The following is a 20,441-nucleotide window of genomic DNA, read 5'->3' as shown; positions in this document are numbered from 1 at the left end:
GTACATATCATTTACTTACAAATGATATATTCTGCATTATATTGCTCAATAAGGTTGTACCTTTGTATCAATCCAATCGAAGATGTAATTATCGGATGAAAGGCAATTTGTACTTTATATAAAATGCAAGCAAAATTAAATACTATACAAGAGGCTATTGAAGACATCAAAGCCGGTAAAGTAATCATCGTTGTAGATGATGAAGATAGAGAAAACGAAGGCGACTTCTTAACTGCTGCAGAAAATGCAACACCAGAGGTAATTAATTTTATGGCTACCTACGGTCGTGGCTTAATCTGTGCGCCTTTAACAGAGGAGCGTTGCGATGAGCTGAATCTTAATTTAATGGTGGGCAAAAATACTGCAGCCTATGAAACAAATTTTACGGTCTCCGTTGATTTAGTTGGTCATGGTTGCACAACGGGTATTTCAGCGAGCGACCGTTCTAAAACTATGCTTGCACTTGCAAATCCAAATACCAACCCGGATGAGCTTGGCCGACCAGGACATATTTTCCCGTTAAGAGCAAAAGAGGGCGGCGTTATCAGACGGGCAGGACATACAGAAGCTGCAGTTGATTTAGCCAGACTTGCTGGTTTTAAACCTGCAGGAGTTTTGGTAGAGATATTAAAAGAAGATGGAGAAATGGCTCGCTTGCCCGATTTATTTAAAATCGCTGAGCAGCACCAATTAAAAATTATTTCTATTGAAGATTTAATTGCTTACCGGTTAACGATTGATAGCCTGGTAAAACAAGAGGTTAGCATTGATTTGCCAACTGCATGGGGTGATTTTAAAATGACGGCCTACACTCAATTGGATAATAATGCAACACATTTGGCCATTTCAAAAGGAGAGTGGAACGAAGGAGAGCCAATTTTAGCTCGTGTACATAGTTCTTGCGTAACCGGCGATATTTTTGGTTCATGCCGTTGCGATTGCGGTCCGCAGTTACACAAGGCTTTAGAGATGATTGAGAAAGAAGGAAAAGGTGTGGTGGTATACATGAATCAGGAAGGTCGTGGTATCGGACTTATTAATAAACTACGTTCTTATAATTTGCAGGATGCTGGCTTTGATACCGTTGAAGCCAATATTAAATTAGGCTTTAAAGGCGATGAACGCGATTATGGCGTTGGTGCACAAATTTTAAGACTACATGGCGTAACTAAAATGCGATTAATGAGCAATAACCCAACAAAGCGTGCCGGCTTAATTGGCTATGGCTTAGAGGTTGTAGAAAATATTCCAATCGAAATTGAAAGTAATGTACACAACGAGCGCTACCTGAAAACCAAAAGAGATAAAATGGGTCATTCCATTATGAAAGGATAAGTTTTATTATCAGTTACAGTTTGCCGGTCTGGCTTCAATAATTATTATCTGTTAGGGAGTTGTAGGTTGTGTAGTCTTTATTCAACCGACAACTTTCTATTACGCACCCAAACAAACGGGCAACTCATAATAGGCAACCGGTAACAAACCTTACCTTCTTGGATTATTTTTATTCTGATTTATAATCGCTTCTTTATTTATACTGCGATTAGTTTTAACAGGCTGTTCAGCTGATTTTCTTTTCAAATTTCTTCTGTAAGCACCAGATAATTTCTGTAAAAATTCTTTAAATGTATCGAATTGTTGGGTATAAACGAGTCCAACTGAAGTTACATTTGCAGTAGAACTGATACCGCTATTAAGGAATATACTTTGTTGCGTTGGTGGTTTATTCGCCAGTTTACCAATTAAACTTCCATCTTTTCTTATCAGGAATAAAGCCTCTACTTCGCTACCAACATTCTTAGAAAAATCGATTACCGTAAAATCATTTAAGCTATTTCTGTCAACAATACCAGCATTAATTACAAGCCTGTCGTTAAAGAATTTAAATGATGCGTTGGCTTCACTTAACGATTTAACGTTTAAATCGACAAAATTTAAGTTTAACGATGAAAGCACATTGTTAAACTGGTTAAAAACAAGTTCAGTTGCAGTACTAGATACACTCGAACCCAATTGTTTTCCAATTGATTCTCCACCATTTCCTGGCGCAAAACTCCTTCTTATAATTAAACTGAAAGCCTGTAAGTTTAAATTATTTTGGTCGCTAAAATAAGTTTGAAGCTCTTCTTTAATTGCCGGTTGGGCAGGGAAGTTAATGTCGAGCTTAATATCTGGTTGCAATAACAAACCAGTTAAACCCATTTCTACTTCAGTATTTACCCTTTGATTGGCATTGCTACTCGCATCGCGGTTAGCAGCCTTGTAAAGCTCATTCAGGTTCGCACGAAGTGCATAAACCGCCTTTAAATTAATTTGTGCCGCGGTCGGGTTACCTGTCCACCTAATCGTTCCACCTTGTCTGATTTCGAATTTCTTATTGATAACCTCTTGAGCTGTAAAGTCAAAACTTCCGGTTTCAATAATGTAATCACCCGACATTTCAAAATCGCCCAGGCTATTAATGTTTAGGTTTAATTCTGCGTTACCTTTACCGCTCAGATTACCAAGCGTTGTAAAAATGTTAGCCGTAGTGTTTGGGTCGATGGTTAATTTAAATGTTAAGGTTAAGCCATCAAATGTGGTAACCTTTTTAACAACTTTTGCTGAGTCTCGGCTAATGAAGTTGATAAAATCTTTATCAGATACGGTTTCTGAGCTATTAAGCGGAAGATTGAAAACAGTTCCCTTTTCTGTTTTCGCCTTAATATCGATTTTCATTTTACTCGTAGGGCCAGTAAATTTAAAAACGCCCGTTCCGTATGCTTTACCGAAGTAAACCGAATTATCTTTTGAGGTTGTATTTAACGCCATAAAACTTTGAGCGTCAACTTTAACATTAAGGGTTGGGTCGTCTATATTATTTAAATCTACGCTTCCATTGGCAACTGCTTCATGGCCTTCTAAATCCTGCAATCTAAAATTGTCAAGTGTTATAATGCTGTTTTCTACATTAACCTTATCGGTAATTACATAGGTAGTTTTTAAGTAATTTACCATTAATTGCCCTTTATCTAAAGAGAGCGTTCCATTAATTTTAGGGTCGTCAAGTTTACCTTTAATGGTCAAATCAGAAGAAACGTTGCCTTTTAAGTTCGATACAAGCTGTTTAACAAAGGGCTCAAAAATGGTAAGCTTACTTTCGTCCATCTTAACATTTAAATCCAATTCTTTTTGTTTCAAATCTATGCCGCCGGTTACTTTAAATGTTTCAGAATCATCTGCTATAATTCTGGTATAAACATTTATTTTATTACCCTCGTTAAATGAAGAAGTATCAGTAAGCGTTCCAATGTAAATATCATTAAAGTTTAAAGAGTCAATTTTAATATCATCATTAACTCTCGGAGATTTTAAAATTCCGTATAAATTGGTTTTACCATTTACATTTCCAGCGAGTTTAACCCCAAATCCCTTAGTAAAGAAATTAATAGTTTTTAGGTTGAAATCTTTAAAACCAACGGCTAATAAATCTTTCGGGTCTTCAGATATTAAACCATCAACCGTAATTTGTTGCTTATCATTAGTTAAGTCGAAGTTTTTAATTTCTGTTTTACCATTATTCAAAACAATACGAACCTTTTCCTGAATTCTCCATTCTTCACGGTTTATTTGTAGGATAGAGGGTAAAATGCTTAGCCGTGCTGTGGTATCTTGGTTTTTGGTAAACTCAACAAGTCCGTTTAAATCTAGTTTGTTGGCTTCATCAGCACTTGATGTTTTAATGTTAAAAGCCAAACTATCATTTCTCAGAATATTTGAAACGTTAAAGTCCTTAACAAATAAGCTATCATTAAGTTGAACCCTATCTGATGTTACATTGAGCTGAAGCTGTTCTGGTGTTGTGTTCTCATCAATAATAATATTGTTTACAACAACACCTTGATACTTCAAATTTTTGATAAAACCATTTAATGTTGCGGTATTATTGCGTGAATCGAAATTGCCAATAAAGTTTGCGCCTTCAGATAATTCTAAGCCGGGGGAAACGAGTTGTGCAAGTGGCTCAAAACGTTTAATCTTTAAATTAAACTGAAAAATTTGTTCCTTAAACTTTATAATTTGTGTTTGGAAGGATGGAACATAAGTTTTAGCAATCGCTTTGTAATAAGAACCGATAGAGTTTAAATCATATTTTCCATCAATACTTGCATCTAAAATATCCGATTTAATGGTTAAGTGGCGGTCTACACCACTGCCGTTTGCGGTAAGCTCAACTGAATCTATGCTGTAGGTTCCTTTAGGATTCTTCAGAACTATTTCCTGTATCCTTAATCGGCCTTCAATATTATTTAAATCTGTTCCCGAAAAATTGGTGTTGAATTTGGCATCTACCCGAAGAGAATCTTTTAATAAATGCAAAGCTTTTAACCTGGCACCAGTTATTGTGGCATTAAAATTAAATACAGGTAATTTTGGGTTTAAGTTAACTCCGCCATCAAAATCTAGTTTAATATTTTTATCGTTGATGGTTAGTTTCCCGTCGAAATATTTTTTATCAAAAGTGCCATTGATTTTTACGTTTCTGTATCTGTAATTATTAAAATCTATGTAGTCAATTTTACCATCAATTTTCTCAGTAAGTTCTTTAAGTTCCGTACCACGGCCTTTTACATATAATGATGATGAAATACGACCTAAACTTTTTTCATCCAGGAGGTTGCCTATATTAAAATCGTAGGTTTTAACATTACCGGTGTATGAAGGAACATCATTCTTGTCTATCTTCATATTAACATCCGAAACAATTCTACCCAATTTGGTTTTAAACTCACCATAAGCTATAAAATCGTTTTGAAAACCGGTAAAACTGCCGTTAAAGTTTATGTTGCCAAATTTGCTAACAATGCTTGGAACAAGTTTCTTTTTCTTACCGGTAATTCCTGCCAAAACTTCATCCAGGTCTGTCTTATTCGTTCCGGCCATCTCAATTTTCAAATCCATAAAGGTTTCTTCCCACTTCGGTAAACCTTTAATTACAAAATCGCCTTTTATGTACGTTGCCTTTCCCGATTTAATAGATAGCTTTCTTGCTTTCAGATTGTTTACCAAACCAGTAATCTGGCCATCAACATCCAATTCCATTTTCATCGTGTTTAGCTCGGGTGCAAAGTAGGCTACGTCTTTCGATGAAATGTGACTATCTTTAAAAATAGCCTTCATTCTAACATTATCAATGTAATGGTTAAAGTCTTTAAAACTTTTAAATTGCATTCTGAAGTAATCCGTAAGTCTACTTTGATTGGTTATTAACGATAAATTTTTTAGCTCAATCGCATTACTATCAACAGTTGTTTCTGCAGTTAAATTTTTCAAATAAAAACCACTACGCTCTCTTAATGTAAGGTTTTTAATATTTGTTTTTAGAAGATGATTTTTAGTGTCCAAGCCTTCTAAAATAACGCTCATGTTTTTCACATCAACGTTATCAAAGTTTACGCTACTTCCTTGAACGGTATCTTTAGCTTTGTAGTTTTTGTATTTAAAAGCTAAGTTGTTAACGATTATTCTGCCAAAGTCAATTTCGTAAGGCTTTTTCTTTTTCTTTACAGTAACCTTACCATCATCAAAATAATTAATAATGAAATCGAGGTTAGAAGAATTATCTTTGAAATCTTTTAAATAGAATTGCCCGTTATTGAGTTGTATGGTGTTAATATCAATTATTCTTTTCTCAAGTGATAATTGATTGATATCTACCATCAATGTTGGTGTACTTAATAGAGTGTCTTTTTGAAGGTCGAGTAGTAAAAAATCTTCAAGTACAATTGATTTAAATGGCTTGATATACAGGCTTTTAATAGAAACAGTTGTATTTAATTCTTTGGATAAGTAAGCTGCTGCTTTTTTTGCAAAAAACGTTTGAACAGGTTTAAACTGTAGCGAAAAAACAAGAAGCGCAAGCAGCAAAAGTATTGATGCGATTACCCAAAGGAGTATTTTAAATAGTTTTTTAATAATTTTGCAGCTTAAATAAAAATAATTTGTCTATTATACTTGCTATAGAGTCCTCTTGCGATGATACTTCGGTTGCTATTTGTAACAACGGCAAAATTACGGCCAATGTTATTGCAAACCAAACAATTCATGAAAATTATGGTGGCGTAATCCCTGAATTAGCTTCAAGGGTACATCAACAAAATATAGTGCCTGCTGTACAACAGGCATTATTGAATGCTAAGGTTACAAAACAGGACATAAGCGCCGTTGCTTTTACTCAAGGACCGGGCTTATTAGGCTCACTCCTTGTAGGTGTATCCTTTGCAAAATCATTTGCATTAGCGTTAAATATACCGCTAATTTCTGTCAATCACATGCATGCGCACATATTAGCGCATTTTATTGATGAGCCAAAACCAAATTTTCCGTTTTTGTGCTTAACTGTTTCCGGTGGTCATACACAAATCGTTTTAATAAGAGATTATTTCGATATGGAAATTGTTGGCGAAACTTTAGATGATGCAGCCGGTGAAGCATTCGATAAAACAGCTAAAATATTGCAGCTTCCTTATCCGGGTGGGCCGTTAATTGATAAACATGCCAAATTAGGGAATCCACAAGCCTATAAATTTGCCGAGCCGCAGATTGCGGATTTAAACTTTAGCTTTAGTGGTTTTAAAACATCCATATTGTATTTTATACGTAAGCAGGAAAAGGAAAACCCTAATTTTATTGCAGAAAATTTAAACGATATTTGTGCTTCAGTTCAACAAAGTATTATTCAGATTTTGATGAATAAGCTAAAAAAAGCAGCGAAGCAGTACAATATCAAAGAAGTGGCCATAGCTGGTGGAGTTTCGGCAAACTCTGGTTTAAGAAATACGTTGGAGCAAACAGCTGTTGATTTAGGCTGCAATGTTTACATACCTGCTTTCCAATATTGTACCGATAATGCAGGTATGATTGCAATTGCAGGTTACCATAAATTTTTAAAACAAGATTTCGTTGGCCAGGATGTTTCGCCTTTAGCAAGAATGGAGTTTTGATGGTTGGTTAATTGCTTAACTATGGAATTGATTAATTATTACTTAAGAATTGAAAATTGAAAATTGAACTTTGGTTATTGTTATTTAACCAATTAAATCTCCCGATTTCAGGTTTTCTGACTTCGGACTAATAAAATTATATGACTGGAGCATCATTAGTATTTTGGATAGTTTGTGCAATTCCTTTGATGGGAATTTTATATTATCTAATTAGAAAAGATAAAAATAAGTTGAAGGGAAGTTGGGGCGTAATTATTTTAGGCGCTCTATTAATTGCAGCTATACTGGTTATTGTATATGTAACCAAAGATTTTAATGCTATTTTTAGTCAGAACTAAATTGTAAAAAAGGCTTTAACAAAAACAGTCCCGATTAAATTAATAATCGGGACTGTTTTTTTGTTTAATTGATTTAACTATTTTTCTTCTAATTTATCCAAGCTCTTCGAGATGTTCTGAAAGGCATCTCGAAGCGTAAATAAATAGGATTTGAAATCCTCTATTTGCTCCCAATTCAGAATACGTTTATCCAAGCTCTTCGAGATGTTCTGAAAGGCATCTCGAAGCGTAAATAAAATAGGATTTGAAATCCTCTGTTTGCTCCCAATTCAGAATACGCTTAGTCAATATCATGAATAGTGAAATAACGAATTTAAAAAAAAGCCATAAAAAAAACAGTCCCGGTTAAATTAATAATCGGGACTGTTTTTTTTGTTTAATTGATTTAACTATTTTTCTTCTAATTTATCGCCGGTTACCTCGGCTTTAATTTTAGCTTCTAATTCATCAGCTAATTCTGGGTTATCACTTAAAAGCTGTTTAACCGCATCTCTACCTTGGCCAAGTTTTGTATCTCCGTAAGAAAACCAAGAGCCTGCTTTTTTAATGATGCCAAAATCTACACCTAAATCGATAATTTCCCCATTTTTAGAAATCCCCTCACCAAACATTACGTCAAATTCAGCAATACGGAAAGGTGGAGCAACTTTGTTTTTAACAATTTTAACCTTCACGCGGTTACCAGAAACCTCATCAGTATCTTTAATTTGCGAAATTCTACGAATATCTAAACGTACTGAAGCATAAAACTTTAAAGCGTTACCACCAGTTGTTGTTTCAGGATTACCAAACATTACACCAATTTTATCACGTAACTGGTTAATGAAAATACAGCAACATCCAGTTTTCGAAATTGTACCGGTTAATTTACGTAATGCCTGACTCATTAAACGGGCATGTAAACCCATTTTACTATCACCCATTTCACCTTCAATCTCGCTTTTTGGTACTAAGGCCGCAACCGAGTCAATTACAATCACATCAATCGCACCAGAGCGAATCAGGTTATCAGCAATTTCCAAAGCCTGCTCACCATTATCTGGCTGAGAGATTAATAGATTATCTGTATCTACGCCAAGCTTTTTAGCATAAAATTGGTCAAAGGCATGCTCCGCATCAATAAATGCAGCAATACCACCTTTTTTCTGCGCTTCGGCAATAATGTGAGTTGCTAAAGTTGTTTTACCAGAAGATTCAGGTCCATAAATTTCTATAATACGGCCTTTTGGAATACCACCAATGCCTAAAGCAATATCTAAACTGATTGATCCAGTTGAAATATACTCAAGTGGCTCAATAGCAGTATCTCCAAGTTTCATTATCGTACCTTTACCGTACGATTTCTCTAGTTTATCTAAAGTAAGCTGTAATGCTTTTAATTTATCTGTGTTGGCAGTTGCACTCATTTTTTCTTTCATGTAAGGCGTAAATATAAAACTAATCTATCGGCTAAAAATCAAATGTTAAAAACTATTTTACTAAAATATTTAGCTAAGTTAATTGTTTTTTAGCTAATGTCAATAGTAAATTTATTTTTTTTTCTGTTTACCGTCATCTATTATATATTGCATGTTTTGGCTTACATGATATTCAAACTTTAAAACCTTCAATATTTTCATATAAACTTGCAATGTAACTTACAACGTAAAAACCCTTAAAATTTCTGTTCTTTAGCCATTGTTTCAAAATATTTGCACATATAAGTTATTTCGCAAACTTCGCATTTGGGGCTTCGAGCAACGCATACATAACGGCCATGCAAAATTAACCAGTGGTGCGCAATATGAATATCGTGTTTAGGTAAATTTTTAACCAAATCTTTTTCTACAGCCAAAGGCGTTTTGCCTTTTGTTAATCCTAATCGGTTTGCTACACGAAATACGTGCGTATCAACCGCCATAGCAGGTGCATTATAAATAACTGAAGCAATAACATTTGCTGTTTTACGGCCAACTCCAGGCATTTTTTGTAAATCATCTATGCCCGAAGGTACAATATCGTTAAATTCATTAATTAAAATATTTGCCATCCCAACCAAATGTTTAGCCTTATTATTTGGGTAGCTAATACTGCGTATATAATCAAAAACAATATCGGGTGTTACTTCGGCAAGTGCTTTGGCGTTTGGGAAACGCTGAAAAAGAGCAGGAGTAACCATGTTAACCCGTTTATCGGTACACTGCGCTGATAAAATTACGGCAACTAAAAGCTGGTAGGGATTATTATAATGTAATTCTGTTTCGGCATCTGGCTGCTTAGCCGAAAAATGTTCTACAAAAAGTTTATATCGTTCTTTTTTAAGCATTGGCAAATATAGTTACCAATTTTTATAAGCATTTATAATATTAGAAAATTGAAGTTACGGTTTAATGGCAACTACAGACCCGCTTTACACTACAATCTTTTTAATTAACTTCTGTTGTTCTGAGGCACGAAGAATTTTTTTCATCGGTTACAGATGCTTCGTGCCTCAGCATAGCAACTTATTTTAGTTTTCTACAATTAAAAAGTATTTACGTTTCAATCGGAGTTTATTGAACGTAGTTTGTGCGCAGCAATTCGTTTTACTTGCTACAAGCTACCCGGGTTCTGTGCAATAGCCGTTAAAAATAAACCGGATAGCAACGAGCACGGAGTGTAACGGAGTAAAGTGTATAGCCGGACTAACAATTTTTAGTATTGCTACCGTTGCTTTTCTAATTAATGGAAAGATGTAGCAATGGCTTTTGCATCAATTTCTGCTTCGTGGTTTTGCGTGCTTCTGATAAGCCAAAATGCAAAAAAAGCACCTACCAAAGCCATTGCCGCACCCACATAAGCAGGGGCTGTATAATCGAAGCCATAAACTAATGGTAAGCCGCCAAAAAATGCACCAAGTGCGTTGCCTATGTTAAAGCTTGCCTGGCTAGCAGAGGCTGCAAGCATTTCAGAACCTTTTGCTGATTGTATCATAAGCATTTGGATTGGTGCCGCAAGGGAGAATGATACCGCTCCGGTAACGAATGTCATAACCAAAGCCAAAACCTGGTTGCCCGAAACGAAGTGGACAATGGTTAAAGTTATTACCATGGCAATTAACAAAAATGCAGAAGCTTTTGCTGGCGAATATTTGTCGGCCAGTATGCCGCCCAGGTAATTTCCCGTCATCATACCCAAACCTGCAAGCATTAATATATAGGTTACTGCATTTGGAGAAAAACCTGCAACATCTGTCATTAAAGGCGCTATGTAGCTATACCAGGTAAATAAACCACCGGTTCCTATTGATATCATTGCAATGATAATCCACGCTTCTCTCTTTTTAAAAAAGCTAAGTTCTGCCTTTAAATTACGATTCTTTGCAGCCTCTAGTGCTGGCAACCAAAGTTTTAAACTTAATAAAGTAACCAGGCCAACTATTACAACCACTGCAAATGATATGCGCCATGAAAAGTTATGGCCTATAAATGTACCTAAGGGAACGCCAACTATATTTGCAATTGTTAAACCCATAAACATTAAGGAAACGGCTTGTGCAGCTTTGCCTTCTTTTGCTATTCTGCTGGCTACTACCGAGCCAACACCAAAAAAAGCACCATGAGGTAAGCCTGATAATAATCTGGCAATAAATAAAGTATTAAAAGTTGGAGCAAATGCAGAAAATGCATTAAAGGTTGTAAACATAACCATTAATGCGATTAATATCTTTTTAGGTGGATATTTACCGGCAATCATTATTAAAAGCGGAGCCCCAATTACTACACCAAGTGCATAAGCAGAAATTAAATGACCAGCCTGTGGGATGGAAACTTTTAAGTCTTTAGCAATATCCGGTAAAAGACCCATCATTACAAATTCTGTAATGCCGATGCCTAAACCGCCAAGCGTTAATGGGATTAAGTTCTTATTCATAGCGATACTTAGTGTGAAAATTACACTAAGCAAATGTAGGGGTTTTATTGCACTATGAAAAACATAAAGTGTAAATATGTAACATAAATGACTGAATATGTGCTATGTGGAAACAGGGGAGAGATGCGAAGACATAAAATATCAATTTTATCATCGCATAAAAAAAGCTCCCATAATTTTAAGGAAGCTTTTTGCTGGTAAATTACTTTGTTTTGCTGTAGTTCAAAATTCTGTTGATGCTATCATCAGAAGGGTTTTGAAGCAGTCCGTCTAACTTACTTTTAATTTGATCGTAAAATAAGTTAATCTCCGCATCAGATTCACTATCGTTATTGTAATGAAACATGTTTTGGGTTGGTAAGTTTACACTTTTTTTTGATGTAGAGGTTTTTGTCATAAGCAACTAAATGTTTTTGTTTTTATAAACTAAACGTTAGTTGAGATGCTTTATTTCAATCCCTAAAACATTTCGTGTAACTTTTTTATTACCCTTTGTAAGTCATTTCTTTACTCTTAAGCATCTTGCGCAAATTGCTTAAAGCATAACGCATTCTACCTAAAGCCGTGTTAATGCTTACGTCTGTTAAGTCGGCAATTTCTTTAAAACTTAAATCGGCGTAGTGACGCATTAAAAGCACTTCTTTTTGCTCATCTGGCAATAAATGAATCATTGCTTTCAGGTCTTTGTGCGTTTGGTCGCGGAGCATTTTTTCTTCTGCGCTTTCATCATAAAAATGCAGCATGTTAAACACATCCATTCCATCCGAACTGGTAATAATTGGCGTTCGTTTTTCTTTTCTGAAATAATCGATAACTAAGTTATGCGCAATACGCATTACCCAAGGTAAGAACTTGCCTTCCTCGTTATATCTGCCAGATCGCAAAGTGTTAATTACCTTAATAAAAGCATCCTGAAATATATCTTCTGCTAAATATTGGTCTTTTACCAATAAATAAATAGAAGTATAGATTTTGCTTTTATGTCTGCGTAAAAGTTCCTGCAATCCATTCTCGTTCCCGGCAACGTATAACTTTACCAGGTCCTGATCATTGTATGATTGTAAATTCATAGGTTTACCTACACTAAATCCCTTACTATTTGCTAAAAATTAATTTGTAGAAGTTTAATTTCTATAGCCTGTCTCCTATGTTTTTTGAATGTGTTAGTTTGGTTCTGAGTTCGTTAATACTCAAAGGACGGTAATTTTTTATCAATAAACAAAAAAATAAATGTTAAAAAATAAATTAACGGTCTCAGTACCCTATTTTTGTATCTTCTTAAAACCCAAATTACTTAATAGGGGTTTCATTATATATTCTTGATAAATACATGAGCAAAAAAGAAGCCGAAAAAGATCCGCATAAAAATATTATCATTAAAGGTGCACGAGTGCACAACCTTAAAAACATAGATGTTGCCATACCAAAAAATAAATTAGTAGTGGTAACCGGTATGTCTGGTTCGGGGAAATCTTCGCTTGCTTTTGACACACTTTATGCCGAAGGACAGCGTAGGTATGTAGAAAGTTTATCCTCTTACGCCCGCCAGTTTATGGGGCGTATGAATAAGCCCGATGTAGATTATATTAAAGGAATTGCGCCTGCAATAGCGATAGAACAAAAGGTTATCACCTCAAATCCACGTTCTACTGTAGGCACATCGACAGAAATTTACGATTATTTAAAATTACTCTTCTCCCGGATTGGAAAAACAATTTCGCCTATATCTGGCAAAGTTGTTCGAAAAGATTCTGTAAGCACCGTGGTAGATTATGTAAGTGCTCTGCCAGATGATACAACGGTTACCATTTTTTGTCCGCTTTACCCGCACAACAACAGAACAATTAAAGAGGAATTAGCCATTTTACTGCAGAAAGGTTTCCTTAGGGTTTTAATTAACAATAAAATTGAGAAAATTGAGTCTGTTTTGGATGATGCTGATTTTAAGGATATTGAGCTAACTGATGATAAAACCGTACAGATTTTAATAGATAGAATTGTAACCAATCACGAAGAAGAAACTTTAAGTCGTTTAGCCGATTCTGTGCAAACAGCTTTTTTTGAAGGCAAGGGTGATACTTATGTTGAAGTGCAGGGTAAAACGAAGCATTTTACCGATAGGTTTGAATTAGATGGTATGCGCTTTGAAGAGCCAACACCGAATTTTTTCTCATTCAATAATCCTTATGGTGCTTGCAAACGGTGCGAAGGTTATGGAAATGTAATTGGTATTGATGAAGATTTAGTTATTCCGGATAAAAGCAAAAGTGTTTATGATAATGCAATTGCACCTTGGAGAGGGGAGAAAATGGGCGTTTGGTTGCAGAATTTTATCAAAGCCTCTGCTAAATTCGATTTCCCAATTCATCGTGCTTTTAACCAGCTAACCGAAAAAGAGCAGGCTTTATTGTGGACAGGCAATAAATATTTCGAAGGCTTAAATGCTTTCTTTAAAGAGCTTGAGGAGCAAACCTATAAAATCCAATATCGTGTAATGTTATCCCGCTACCGCGGAAAAACAATTTGCCCGGATTGCAAAGGCTCACGATTACGTAAGGATGCTTCATACGTCAAAATCGCTGATAAATCAATAATCGATGTGGTTTTAATGCCATTGGCTAAAGCACTTACATTTTTTGATGATTTAAAACTTAGCGTTAACGATGCCAAAATTGCCAAACGTTTATTGGCCGAAATTAATAATCGTTTTCTGTACCTTAATAATGTTGGTTTAGGTTATTTAACTTTAAATAGATTATCAAATACGCTTTCTGGTGGCGAATCGCAGCGTATTAATTTAGCAACTTCGTTAGGTAGTAGTTTGGTTGGATCTATTTATGTTTTAGATGAGCCAAGTATCGGTTTACATCCACGCGATACAAACAAATTAATTGAGGTACTCATCTCTTTAAGAAATGTTGGTAATACCGTTTTGGTTGTAGAGCATGAAGAAGAAATGATGCGTGCTGCCGATTATATTATTGATATCGGTCCGGAGGCAGGTACACATGGCGGTAATTTAGTTTTTAGTGGCGATTATGAAGCCATTTTAAAAGATAAAAACAGCTTAACCGGAAGGTATTTATCCGGTATTGAAAAAATTGCCATTCCGGAGAAACGCCGAAAATGGAAAGACCATGTTTTAATTAAAGGTGCCAGAGAAAATAACCTTCAGAATATAGATGTAAAATTTCCATTGGGAGTATTTACTGCTGTGAGCGGTGTTTCTGGTTCAGGTAAAACGAGTTTAGTTAAAAAAATTCTTTATCCGGCGCTCCAAAAAGCTATTGGTAATTATGCTGGAGAACAAACCGGTTCTTACGATGGTATTTTTGGTAACTATGATTTAGTGAGTGCCGTGGAAATGGTCGATCAAAATCCAATTGGACGTTCCAGCCGCTCAAATCCGGTTACCTATGTAAAAGCCTGGGATGATATAAGAGCTTTATTTTCATCACAAGCAGCAGCCAAAGCTTCTGGCTTAAAACCAGCGGCCTTTTCATTTAATGTTGAAGGCGGACGATGTGATGTTTGCCAGGGTGAGGGTGAAGTGAAAATTGAAATGCAGTTTATGGCTGATATTTATCTGCCTTGCGAAACTTGCGGAGGTAAGCGATTTAAACAACAGGTTCTAGACATCACTTACAAGGAGAAAAACGTATCCGATATTTTGGATATGACCATTGATGAGGCCGTCGATTTCTTTAAGGATGAGCAAAAAATTCTAAATAAATTAAACCCTTTGGTTGATGTTGGTTTGGGCTACGTTCATTTAGGTCAATCATCCAATACTTTATCTGGTGGTGAGGCACAACGTATTAAACTTGCTTCGTTTTTGATAAAAGGAAACAATGCTAATAAAACCTTATTTATTTTTGATGAGCCTACCACGGGTTTACACTTCCACGATATTAAAAAGCTGTTAAAAGCTTTAAATACATTGATTGAGCAGGGAAATACAATTCTGGTAATCGAGCATAATATGGATATGATAAAATGTGCCGATTGGGTAATTGATATCGGCCCGGAAGGTGGCGATGGTGGCGGAAAATTGGTTTTTGAAGGTATTCCGGAAGATTTGGTAAAAGTGAAAAACTCTTACACTGGTAAATATTTAGCTGAGCATTTAAAATAAATTTATACTTTCGATAATGCTTTTTCTAACCTTTATCATAGGCATTCTTCTTAATGCTATGGGCTACATCCCGCCAGGTAATATTAACCTAACCGTTGCGCAATTAGCCATAAATAAAGGTATGCGTCAGGTTTGGTATTTCATTTTATCGTTCTCTGTTGTAGAAGTATTTTTTACTTTCGGGATGATGCGTTTCGCCCGTTGGGCGATGAGCGATATCAATCCAAATGCAGCCGTTAGCGAAGTAAGGTTAGGTACTTTGGTAGATTGCTTCATGATTCTGATGTTTATTACCATGGGCACAATAACCTGGATAAACCGTAAGAAAGCACCTAAAACCAGCAGTAAAAAAGAAGATAAGCGTAGCGGGAGCGTGTTGTATGGTTTAATTTTAGGCGTCCTAAATCCCGTTCAAATTCCATTTTGGTTATTTTTTGGTAACTATGTTATCTTACACGAATGGATTAAAACCGACTATCTATCACTTATTATATTTAGTTTGGGTTCAGGTTTCGGCTCTGCCGGCGCACTGTACTTGTATGCGCATTTTGCTACATTTATTCAAGAAAAATTTGCGTTAAGCAGTTTAATTATCAACAAATCGATAGCTATATTTCTATATGTTTTAGCTGCGTATTTAATTGTAAAGCAGCTAATTATTATATTTTAGAATTTGTCTCGGTCGTCATTCACAACTTGTTTCAGAATCTTGTTTGATTATCGGTTGGTTATTTGGAAATGAAAGCTCAGTTTTAATGTCGGCTTTCAGTCCCGCCAAACCTGCCTGCGGTAGGCAGGCACTTTATTCCGCTGCGCTCCATGCTCGTTTGTGTCGGGTTTAGGTACAAAGGTTGTGCATTTGAACCTTTAATTTTGGAACTGTTTTAAGTTTAATAGCCCCGACATAACGGAAATCCTTTTGGTTGCTTAAATGTTTAAATTGCACAAACTATAACCAAAAGATTGCAGTATTGGCGGGACTGTTTTAGCCTATGAAATACAGCCTTGGCGCTCCAAATCATTTATAGATTTTCCCGTCATTGCGAGGCACGAAGCAATCTTAAAACGTTTAATAAACCCAACGTTGTAAGATTGCTTTCCCAAACAGCCGGGATAGATTGTGCCTCGCAATGACGTGGTGCAATGAGCAGTCGTTATTACAAACCTGTTTTTGAATCCTTAGTCAACTGCTACTTCAAAAATTCTACATTCCAGATTTTTTCGGCTTTTCTGCCTATCAGCCAAAAAGAAGCAGCCAAAACCGAAAAGAAAAGCGCTTTGTGCCAGCTATCCCAAAAATATTCGAAATAGCGGGTGTAAAGATTTATGAATAGGAAAGTGATACCGAACTCACGGGCAATATGTTCTCTATATTTAAGGCCATAAAATGTACTTGCCAAACAAACGGCAGCAGAAATTAAAGCCCAATAAAACAAACTCAACTGGCGGACTTTATACCATTCTTCCAGGCTTGCGAAGTTCCCGAAAACAGATAATGCCCAAAGCGAAACGAAGAGATAAACCATGCCGGCGATGTATGTAACCTGAAAAAAGTGCTGGGTTTTAGCGTTCGCTTTCATGATAAAAGAAGCAGCAGTTAAAACTGCACCGAAAACTACAAAGCGTAGTGGATAATTCATCCCGAAGAAATAATAATTCCAGCGGCTCAAATAACCTGTCTCTGTGCCAAACCACGCACCGAGCGATATAAGTGCAAAAACCCAGATTAATCTTGATTTAAAAATATAACCCAAAGCACCATAAATAAATACAGAAATTAGAATTAAGACGGTAAAATTGCCAGAACCATTATCTAAAGCTTTGCCGAAATAAGCTATCGCATTTGCTGTAAACAATATGGCTGAAAATACGATTGCCTCATTGCTAAATTTTAAATTAGGTAAGTTCTTTTTTCTTCTGAAACCTAAAATATATAACCAAGCCGCTATGCCGCCCGAAACAATTGCAATAACGATGTTTGGGGTATCATAAACTCTTTTAAGGTAATCAAGAATTGAATTATCGATAAGTAAAGAGCCAAGGGCAATAAAGCCGCAGGCTAGCGCTATCCAGAATGCATATTGAGCCAAACGTAACCAATCGAAATTTTTAGCTTCGTAACTTTTTCTAAGCTTTTTGCCAGTTTCCTCATTTATTAAACCATCAGTTTCCCATTGGTCTATCATATCATCCAGAAATTCACTTTTCTCTTTGTCTACTTTCATAAGTTAGGTTGTAAACGAAGATATAAAATTAGTACGAAGTCTAAAGTTTAAAGTCCAAAGTCTAAAGTTCAAAGTTTAAAGTCAAAAGTCAAAAGTCAAAAGTTCAAAGTTCAAAGTTTGATGACTGATGTTTGAAGACTAGGTACTAATAAATGTATACCTTCAACTTCCAACCTCATACTCCTGACTAAAGACGCACTACATTCTTAAATTACTTCCTTTATCTTCTTATTATTACCTACAATCCAGATTACATCGCCGGTATCAAAAACGAAATCAGAAGAAGGATTAAGGATTCTTTCTGCTCCACGCTCTATACCAACAATAAGTGCCTGCGCTTTTTCTCTTATGCCCGCATTGCGGATACTTAAACCATAAACCGGAGATTCGCTATTTACCACAACTTTTTGCAGCGTCATTTCCTTATCGGGGAAGCTATTTTCAGCTTCAATTTCTGGTGTATTTACTTCTAAAATAGCTTTTACCATGGCCAGTTGGTCATCGGCACCAATAAGTAAAAGTTTATCATTTGGATAAAGTCGCTCATCACGCCCAGGTGTAGGAATTGTGTTTCTTCCACGTTCTATCATGGCAATGTTTACTCCAAACTTTTCTCTTATCATTAATTCGGTTAGGGTTTTGCCAACCACTTCCGATTCTGGCGAAACCTTTAATTCGGTTAAATGGGTATCCCAAGGTAAAATATCTGGTTTTTGATTTTCTCTGGCGTTTAAATTTTTCATGAAACGACGCTCCAATTTATCGTAAAACGATTGTAGCCTTCTGGAAAAAATAACCATTCCCAAAACTATCAAAGCCAAAGCAATTAGCGCTGCAACCCAGGTATCAAAAAACTCGTACATTAAAAAGCCAACAAAGAATATCCCTAATGCAATTCTGAAAAATTCAATCGCGATTAATGGTCCTCGGGTATATTTTTTGTTCAACCAAAGGTGAGAATAAGCCGTTTTTTGAATCCTACGGATGGATAATGCCCATAAAAACGGCGACATTAATATGAAAGATAATACAACACTAATTACTATAGAGGTTAGTCCATTAGTTATATTTTTAACCATAAAAGGCTGCAAATACCTAGCAGTAAGAAAAATAACCGCGATTATTATTACAGAGTGAATTATGGTATTGAAAATGTAAGAACGTAACAGGATTTTCCAATCGCTTAAGGCCGTAATTCCGGCGGTACTTGAACTGTACCTTTCAATTCCATCCAACCATTTTTTAGGTAGAACCCGATTTAAAAAGTTATAAAAACTTTCTGATGATTTTATCAAATATGGAGTTGTAAATGTTGTAATTGCCGATGCCGCTACGGCGATTGGGTAAAGAAATTCGCTCGTAACTTTTAGTGTTAAGCCTAATGTTGCGATGATAAAAGAAAACTCACCAATTTGAGCCAAACTCATTCCTGCCTGCACCGATGTTTTTAAAGGCTGGCCAGATAATAATGCACCCAAAGATGAACTGATTAATTTGCCTAATACTGTAGCCAATGTTACCACAATAATTGGGATGGCATAATCGACTAATACTTTCGGGTCAATTAACATCCCAACGGAAACAAAAAATATTGCTGCAAATAAATCTTTAACCGATTTTGTTAAATGCTCTATTTTTTCGGCTTGTGTAGTTTCTGCTAAAATTGAACCCATTATAAACGCCCCAAGTGCCGGTGAAAAACCAACCTTTACGGCAAGTAAAACCATTACTAAACATAATGCCAGAGAAACGATGAGCATGGTTTCATCATTCATCAATTTTCGGGTTGCCTTTAAAAATGTAGGGATAAGAAAAATACCACCTAAAAACCATAGAATCAAGAAAAATGCAAGTTTTAATATAGAAATTAACATTTCTGTACCTGCAAATTGCTGGCTTACAGCCAATGTTGATAGGAGTACCAATAATAAAATGGCTACTAAATCTTCTACGATAAGTACGCCAAAAACCAGGCCGGCAAACTTTTTATGTTTAACACCAAGCTCTTCAAAAGCCCGGATGATGATTGTGGTAGAAGATACAGATAAAATACCTCCTAGAAATATACTGTCCATTGTGCTCCAACCCATGAGCGAGCCTGCAGCATAGCCTATTAGGAGCATGAATATGACTTCGACTATTGCTGTAATAGACGAAGAACCACCAACTTTAACTAATTTTTTGAAACTGAATTCTAAACCTAAACTGAAAAGGAGAAATATTACACCAATCTCTGCCCAAATGGTAATGCTTTTTTGGTCGGTTACGGTGGGTAAGAAACTAAAATGTGGACCAACCAATAAGCCGGCTAATATGTAACCGAGAACAAGTGGTTGTTTTATTTTTTTAAATAATAAAGTTGTTATTCCTGCTGCAGCAAGTATTAATCCTAAATCGGCAATTAAATCTGGTAAATGAATCATTTTATTCTAAAATGTTTAAAAATTAAAAATTTTAAATTCGGCTGTAGGTTTTGCGATATACAATTCTATTTGCCATTAAACGGAGCATGATAATTAATTTACCAGAAAACGTGTTTTGGATATAATATTTTAAATAAACATCGAAAATGTAGCTCTAATTTATTAAAGAATATTTTAATAATTTTTATTTTAAAAGTGAGCTGAAGAAATGCTAATAATAGTAATAAACCCGATAATGGATTACTAATTTTATATGCTTGTGATGTAGTAATAAAGTCTTTTTGGAGTGTGCCGGTATCGCTACTTTGATTATTTACAGTAGTGATTTTTTTAACTGTAAAAGAAGACGACTTAAACTTACGCTCAGTTTTTTTTTGCGATGCAAAACCTGCGATGGCACCAAAAATTAAAACGAATAAAAGGAAAGTAAAAAGCCTCATTGCCGC

Annotated in this window: 14 protein-coding genes; 5 read left to right on the top strand and 9 right to left on the bottom strand. The window is 35.6% G+C overall.

Features of this window, described 5'->3' with window-relative positions:
- Nucleotides 1–123: 123 nt before the first annotated feature.
- The gene (locus tag LUA86_RS13320) at nucleotides 124–1,335 is read left to right on the top strand and encodes a bifunctional 3,4-dihydroxy-2-butanone-4-phosphate synthase/GTP cyclohydrolase II (protein WP_231463497.1); all 1,212 of its coding nucleotides are present in this window, start codon (nucleotides 124–126) and stop codon (nucleotides 1,333–1,335) included.
- Between the two features lie 150 nt (nucleotides 1,336–1,485).
- Here the strand turns inward: LUA86_RS13320 and LUA86_RS13315 are convergent, their stop codons facing one another.
- The gene (locus LUA86_RS13315) at nucleotides 1,486–5,907 is read right to left on the bottom strand and encodes a translocation/assembly module TamB domain-containing protein (protein ID WP_231463496.1); all 4,422 of its coding nucleotides are present in this window, start codon (nucleotides 5,905–5,907) and stop codon (nucleotides 1,486–1,488) included.
- A 74-nt stretch (nucleotides 5,908–5,981) separates the two neighbouring features.
- On the opposite strand from LUA86_RS13315, the gene tsaD reads away from it, so the two are divergent.
- Together tsaD and LUA86_RS13305 are read left to right on the top strand one after the other, a co-directional pair.
- A complete protein-coding gene (tsaD, locus tag LUA86_RS13310; protein ID WP_231463495.1) occupies nucleotides 5,982–6,983 on the top strand; it encodes a tRNA (adenosine(37)-N6)-threonylcarbamoyltransferase complex transferase subunit TsaD in 1,002 nt (333 codons plus the stop codon).
- A 140-nt stretch (nucleotides 6,984–7,123) separates the two neighbouring features.
- On the top strand, nucleotides 7,124–7,321 hold the full coding sequence (locus LUA86_RS13305; protein WP_231463494.1) for a hypothetical protein: 198 nt from the start codon (nucleotides 7,124–7,126) through the stop codon (nucleotides 7,319–7,321).
- Nucleotides 7,322–7,710: 389 nt separating this feature from the next.
- Here the strand turns inward: LUA86_RS13305 and recA are convergent, their stop codons facing one another.
- The 5 genes from recA to LUA86_RS13280 form a co-directional block, all read right to left on the bottom strand.
- Nucleotides 7,711–8,739, bottom strand: a complete 1,029-nt coding sequence (recA, locus tag LUA86_RS13300) for a recombinase RecA (RefSeq protein WP_304622663.1) — start codon at nucleotides 8,737–8,739, stop codon at nucleotides 7,711–7,713.
- A 236-nt stretch (nucleotides 8,740–8,975) separates the two neighbouring features.
- Complete coding sequence (gene nth / locus LUA86_RS13295) at nucleotides 8,976–9,626, bottom strand: endonuclease III (RefSeq protein ID WP_231463493.1); 651 nt, start codon at nucleotides 9,624–9,626, stop codon at nucleotides 8,976–8,978.
- Nucleotides 9,627–10,021: 395 nt separating this feature from the next.
- Entirely contained in the window at nucleotides 10,022–11,212 is a 1,191-nt protein-coding gene (locus LUA86_RS13290; RefSeq protein WP_231463492.1) for an MFS transporter, read from the bottom strand.
- A gap of 202 nt (nucleotides 11,213–11,414) precedes the next feature.
- Complete coding sequence (locus tag LUA86_RS13285; protein ID WP_231463491.1) at nucleotides 11,415–11,609, bottom strand: hypothetical protein; 195 nt, start codon at nucleotides 11,607–11,609, stop codon at nucleotides 11,415–11,417.
- Nucleotides 11,610–11,697: 88 nt separating this feature from the next.
- A complete protein-coding gene (locus LUA86_RS13280) occupies nucleotides 11,698–12,282 on the bottom strand; it encodes an RNA polymerase sigma factor (protein WP_231463490.1) in 585 nt (194 codons plus the stop codon).
- Between the two features lie 260 nt (nucleotides 12,283–12,542).
- Here LUA86_RS13280 and uvrA point away from each other — a divergent pair, with 260 nt between their 5' ends.
- Both uvrA and LUA86_RS13270 read left to right on the top strand, forming a co-directional pair.
- Nucleotides 12,543–15,347: an excinuclease ABC subunit UvrA gene (gene uvrA, locus LUA86_RS13275; RefSeq protein ID WP_231463489.1), complete on the top strand. Its 2,805-nt coding sequence runs from the start codon at nucleotides 12,543–12,545 to the stop codon at nucleotides 15,345–15,347.
- 16 nt (nucleotides 15,348–15,363) lie between these two features.
- Nucleotides 15,364–16,017 carry a LysE family transporter gene (locus LUA86_RS13270; protein WP_231463488.1) on the top strand — a complete coding sequence of 218 codons (654 nt, stop codon included), beginning with the start codon at nucleotides 15,364–15,366 and terminating at the stop codon, nucleotides 16,015–16,017.
- Nucleotides 16,018–16,537: 520 nt separating this feature from the next.
- On the opposite strand, the gene LUA86_RS13265 is transcribed toward LUA86_RS13270, so the two are convergent.
- The 3 genes from LUA86_RS13265 to LUA86_RS13255 form a co-directional block, all read right to left on the bottom strand.
- Nucleotides 16,538–17,572: a DUF2157 domain-containing protein gene (locus LUA86_RS13265; RefSeq protein ID WP_231463487.1), complete on the bottom strand. Its 1,035-nt coding sequence runs from the start codon at nucleotides 17,570–17,572 to the stop codon at nucleotides 16,538–16,540.
- 206 nt (nucleotides 17,573–17,778) lie between these two features.
- A complete protein-coding gene (locus tag LUA86_RS13260; protein WP_231463486.1) occupies nucleotides 17,779–19,995 on the bottom strand; it encodes a cation:proton antiporter in 2,217 nt (738 codons plus the stop codon).
- 98 nt (nucleotides 19,996–20,093) lie between these two features.
- Nucleotides 20,094–20,435, bottom strand: coding sequence for a hypothetical protein (locus LUA86_RS13255; protein WP_231463485.1), 342 nt, complete (start codon nucleotides 20,433–20,435; stop codon nucleotides 20,094–20,096).
- Nucleotides 20,436–20,441: the final 6 nt, after the last annotated feature.

It is taken from the genome of Pedobacter sp. Leaf132 (genome assembly GCF_920984695.1).
Taxonomy (GTDB): domain Bacteria; phylum Bacteroidota; class Bacteroidia; order Sphingobacteriales; family Sphingobacteriaceae; genus Pedobacter.
The sequence above is the reverse complement of the archived record's forward strand: the minus strand, read 5'-3'. Positions and strand labels throughout refer to the sequence as shown.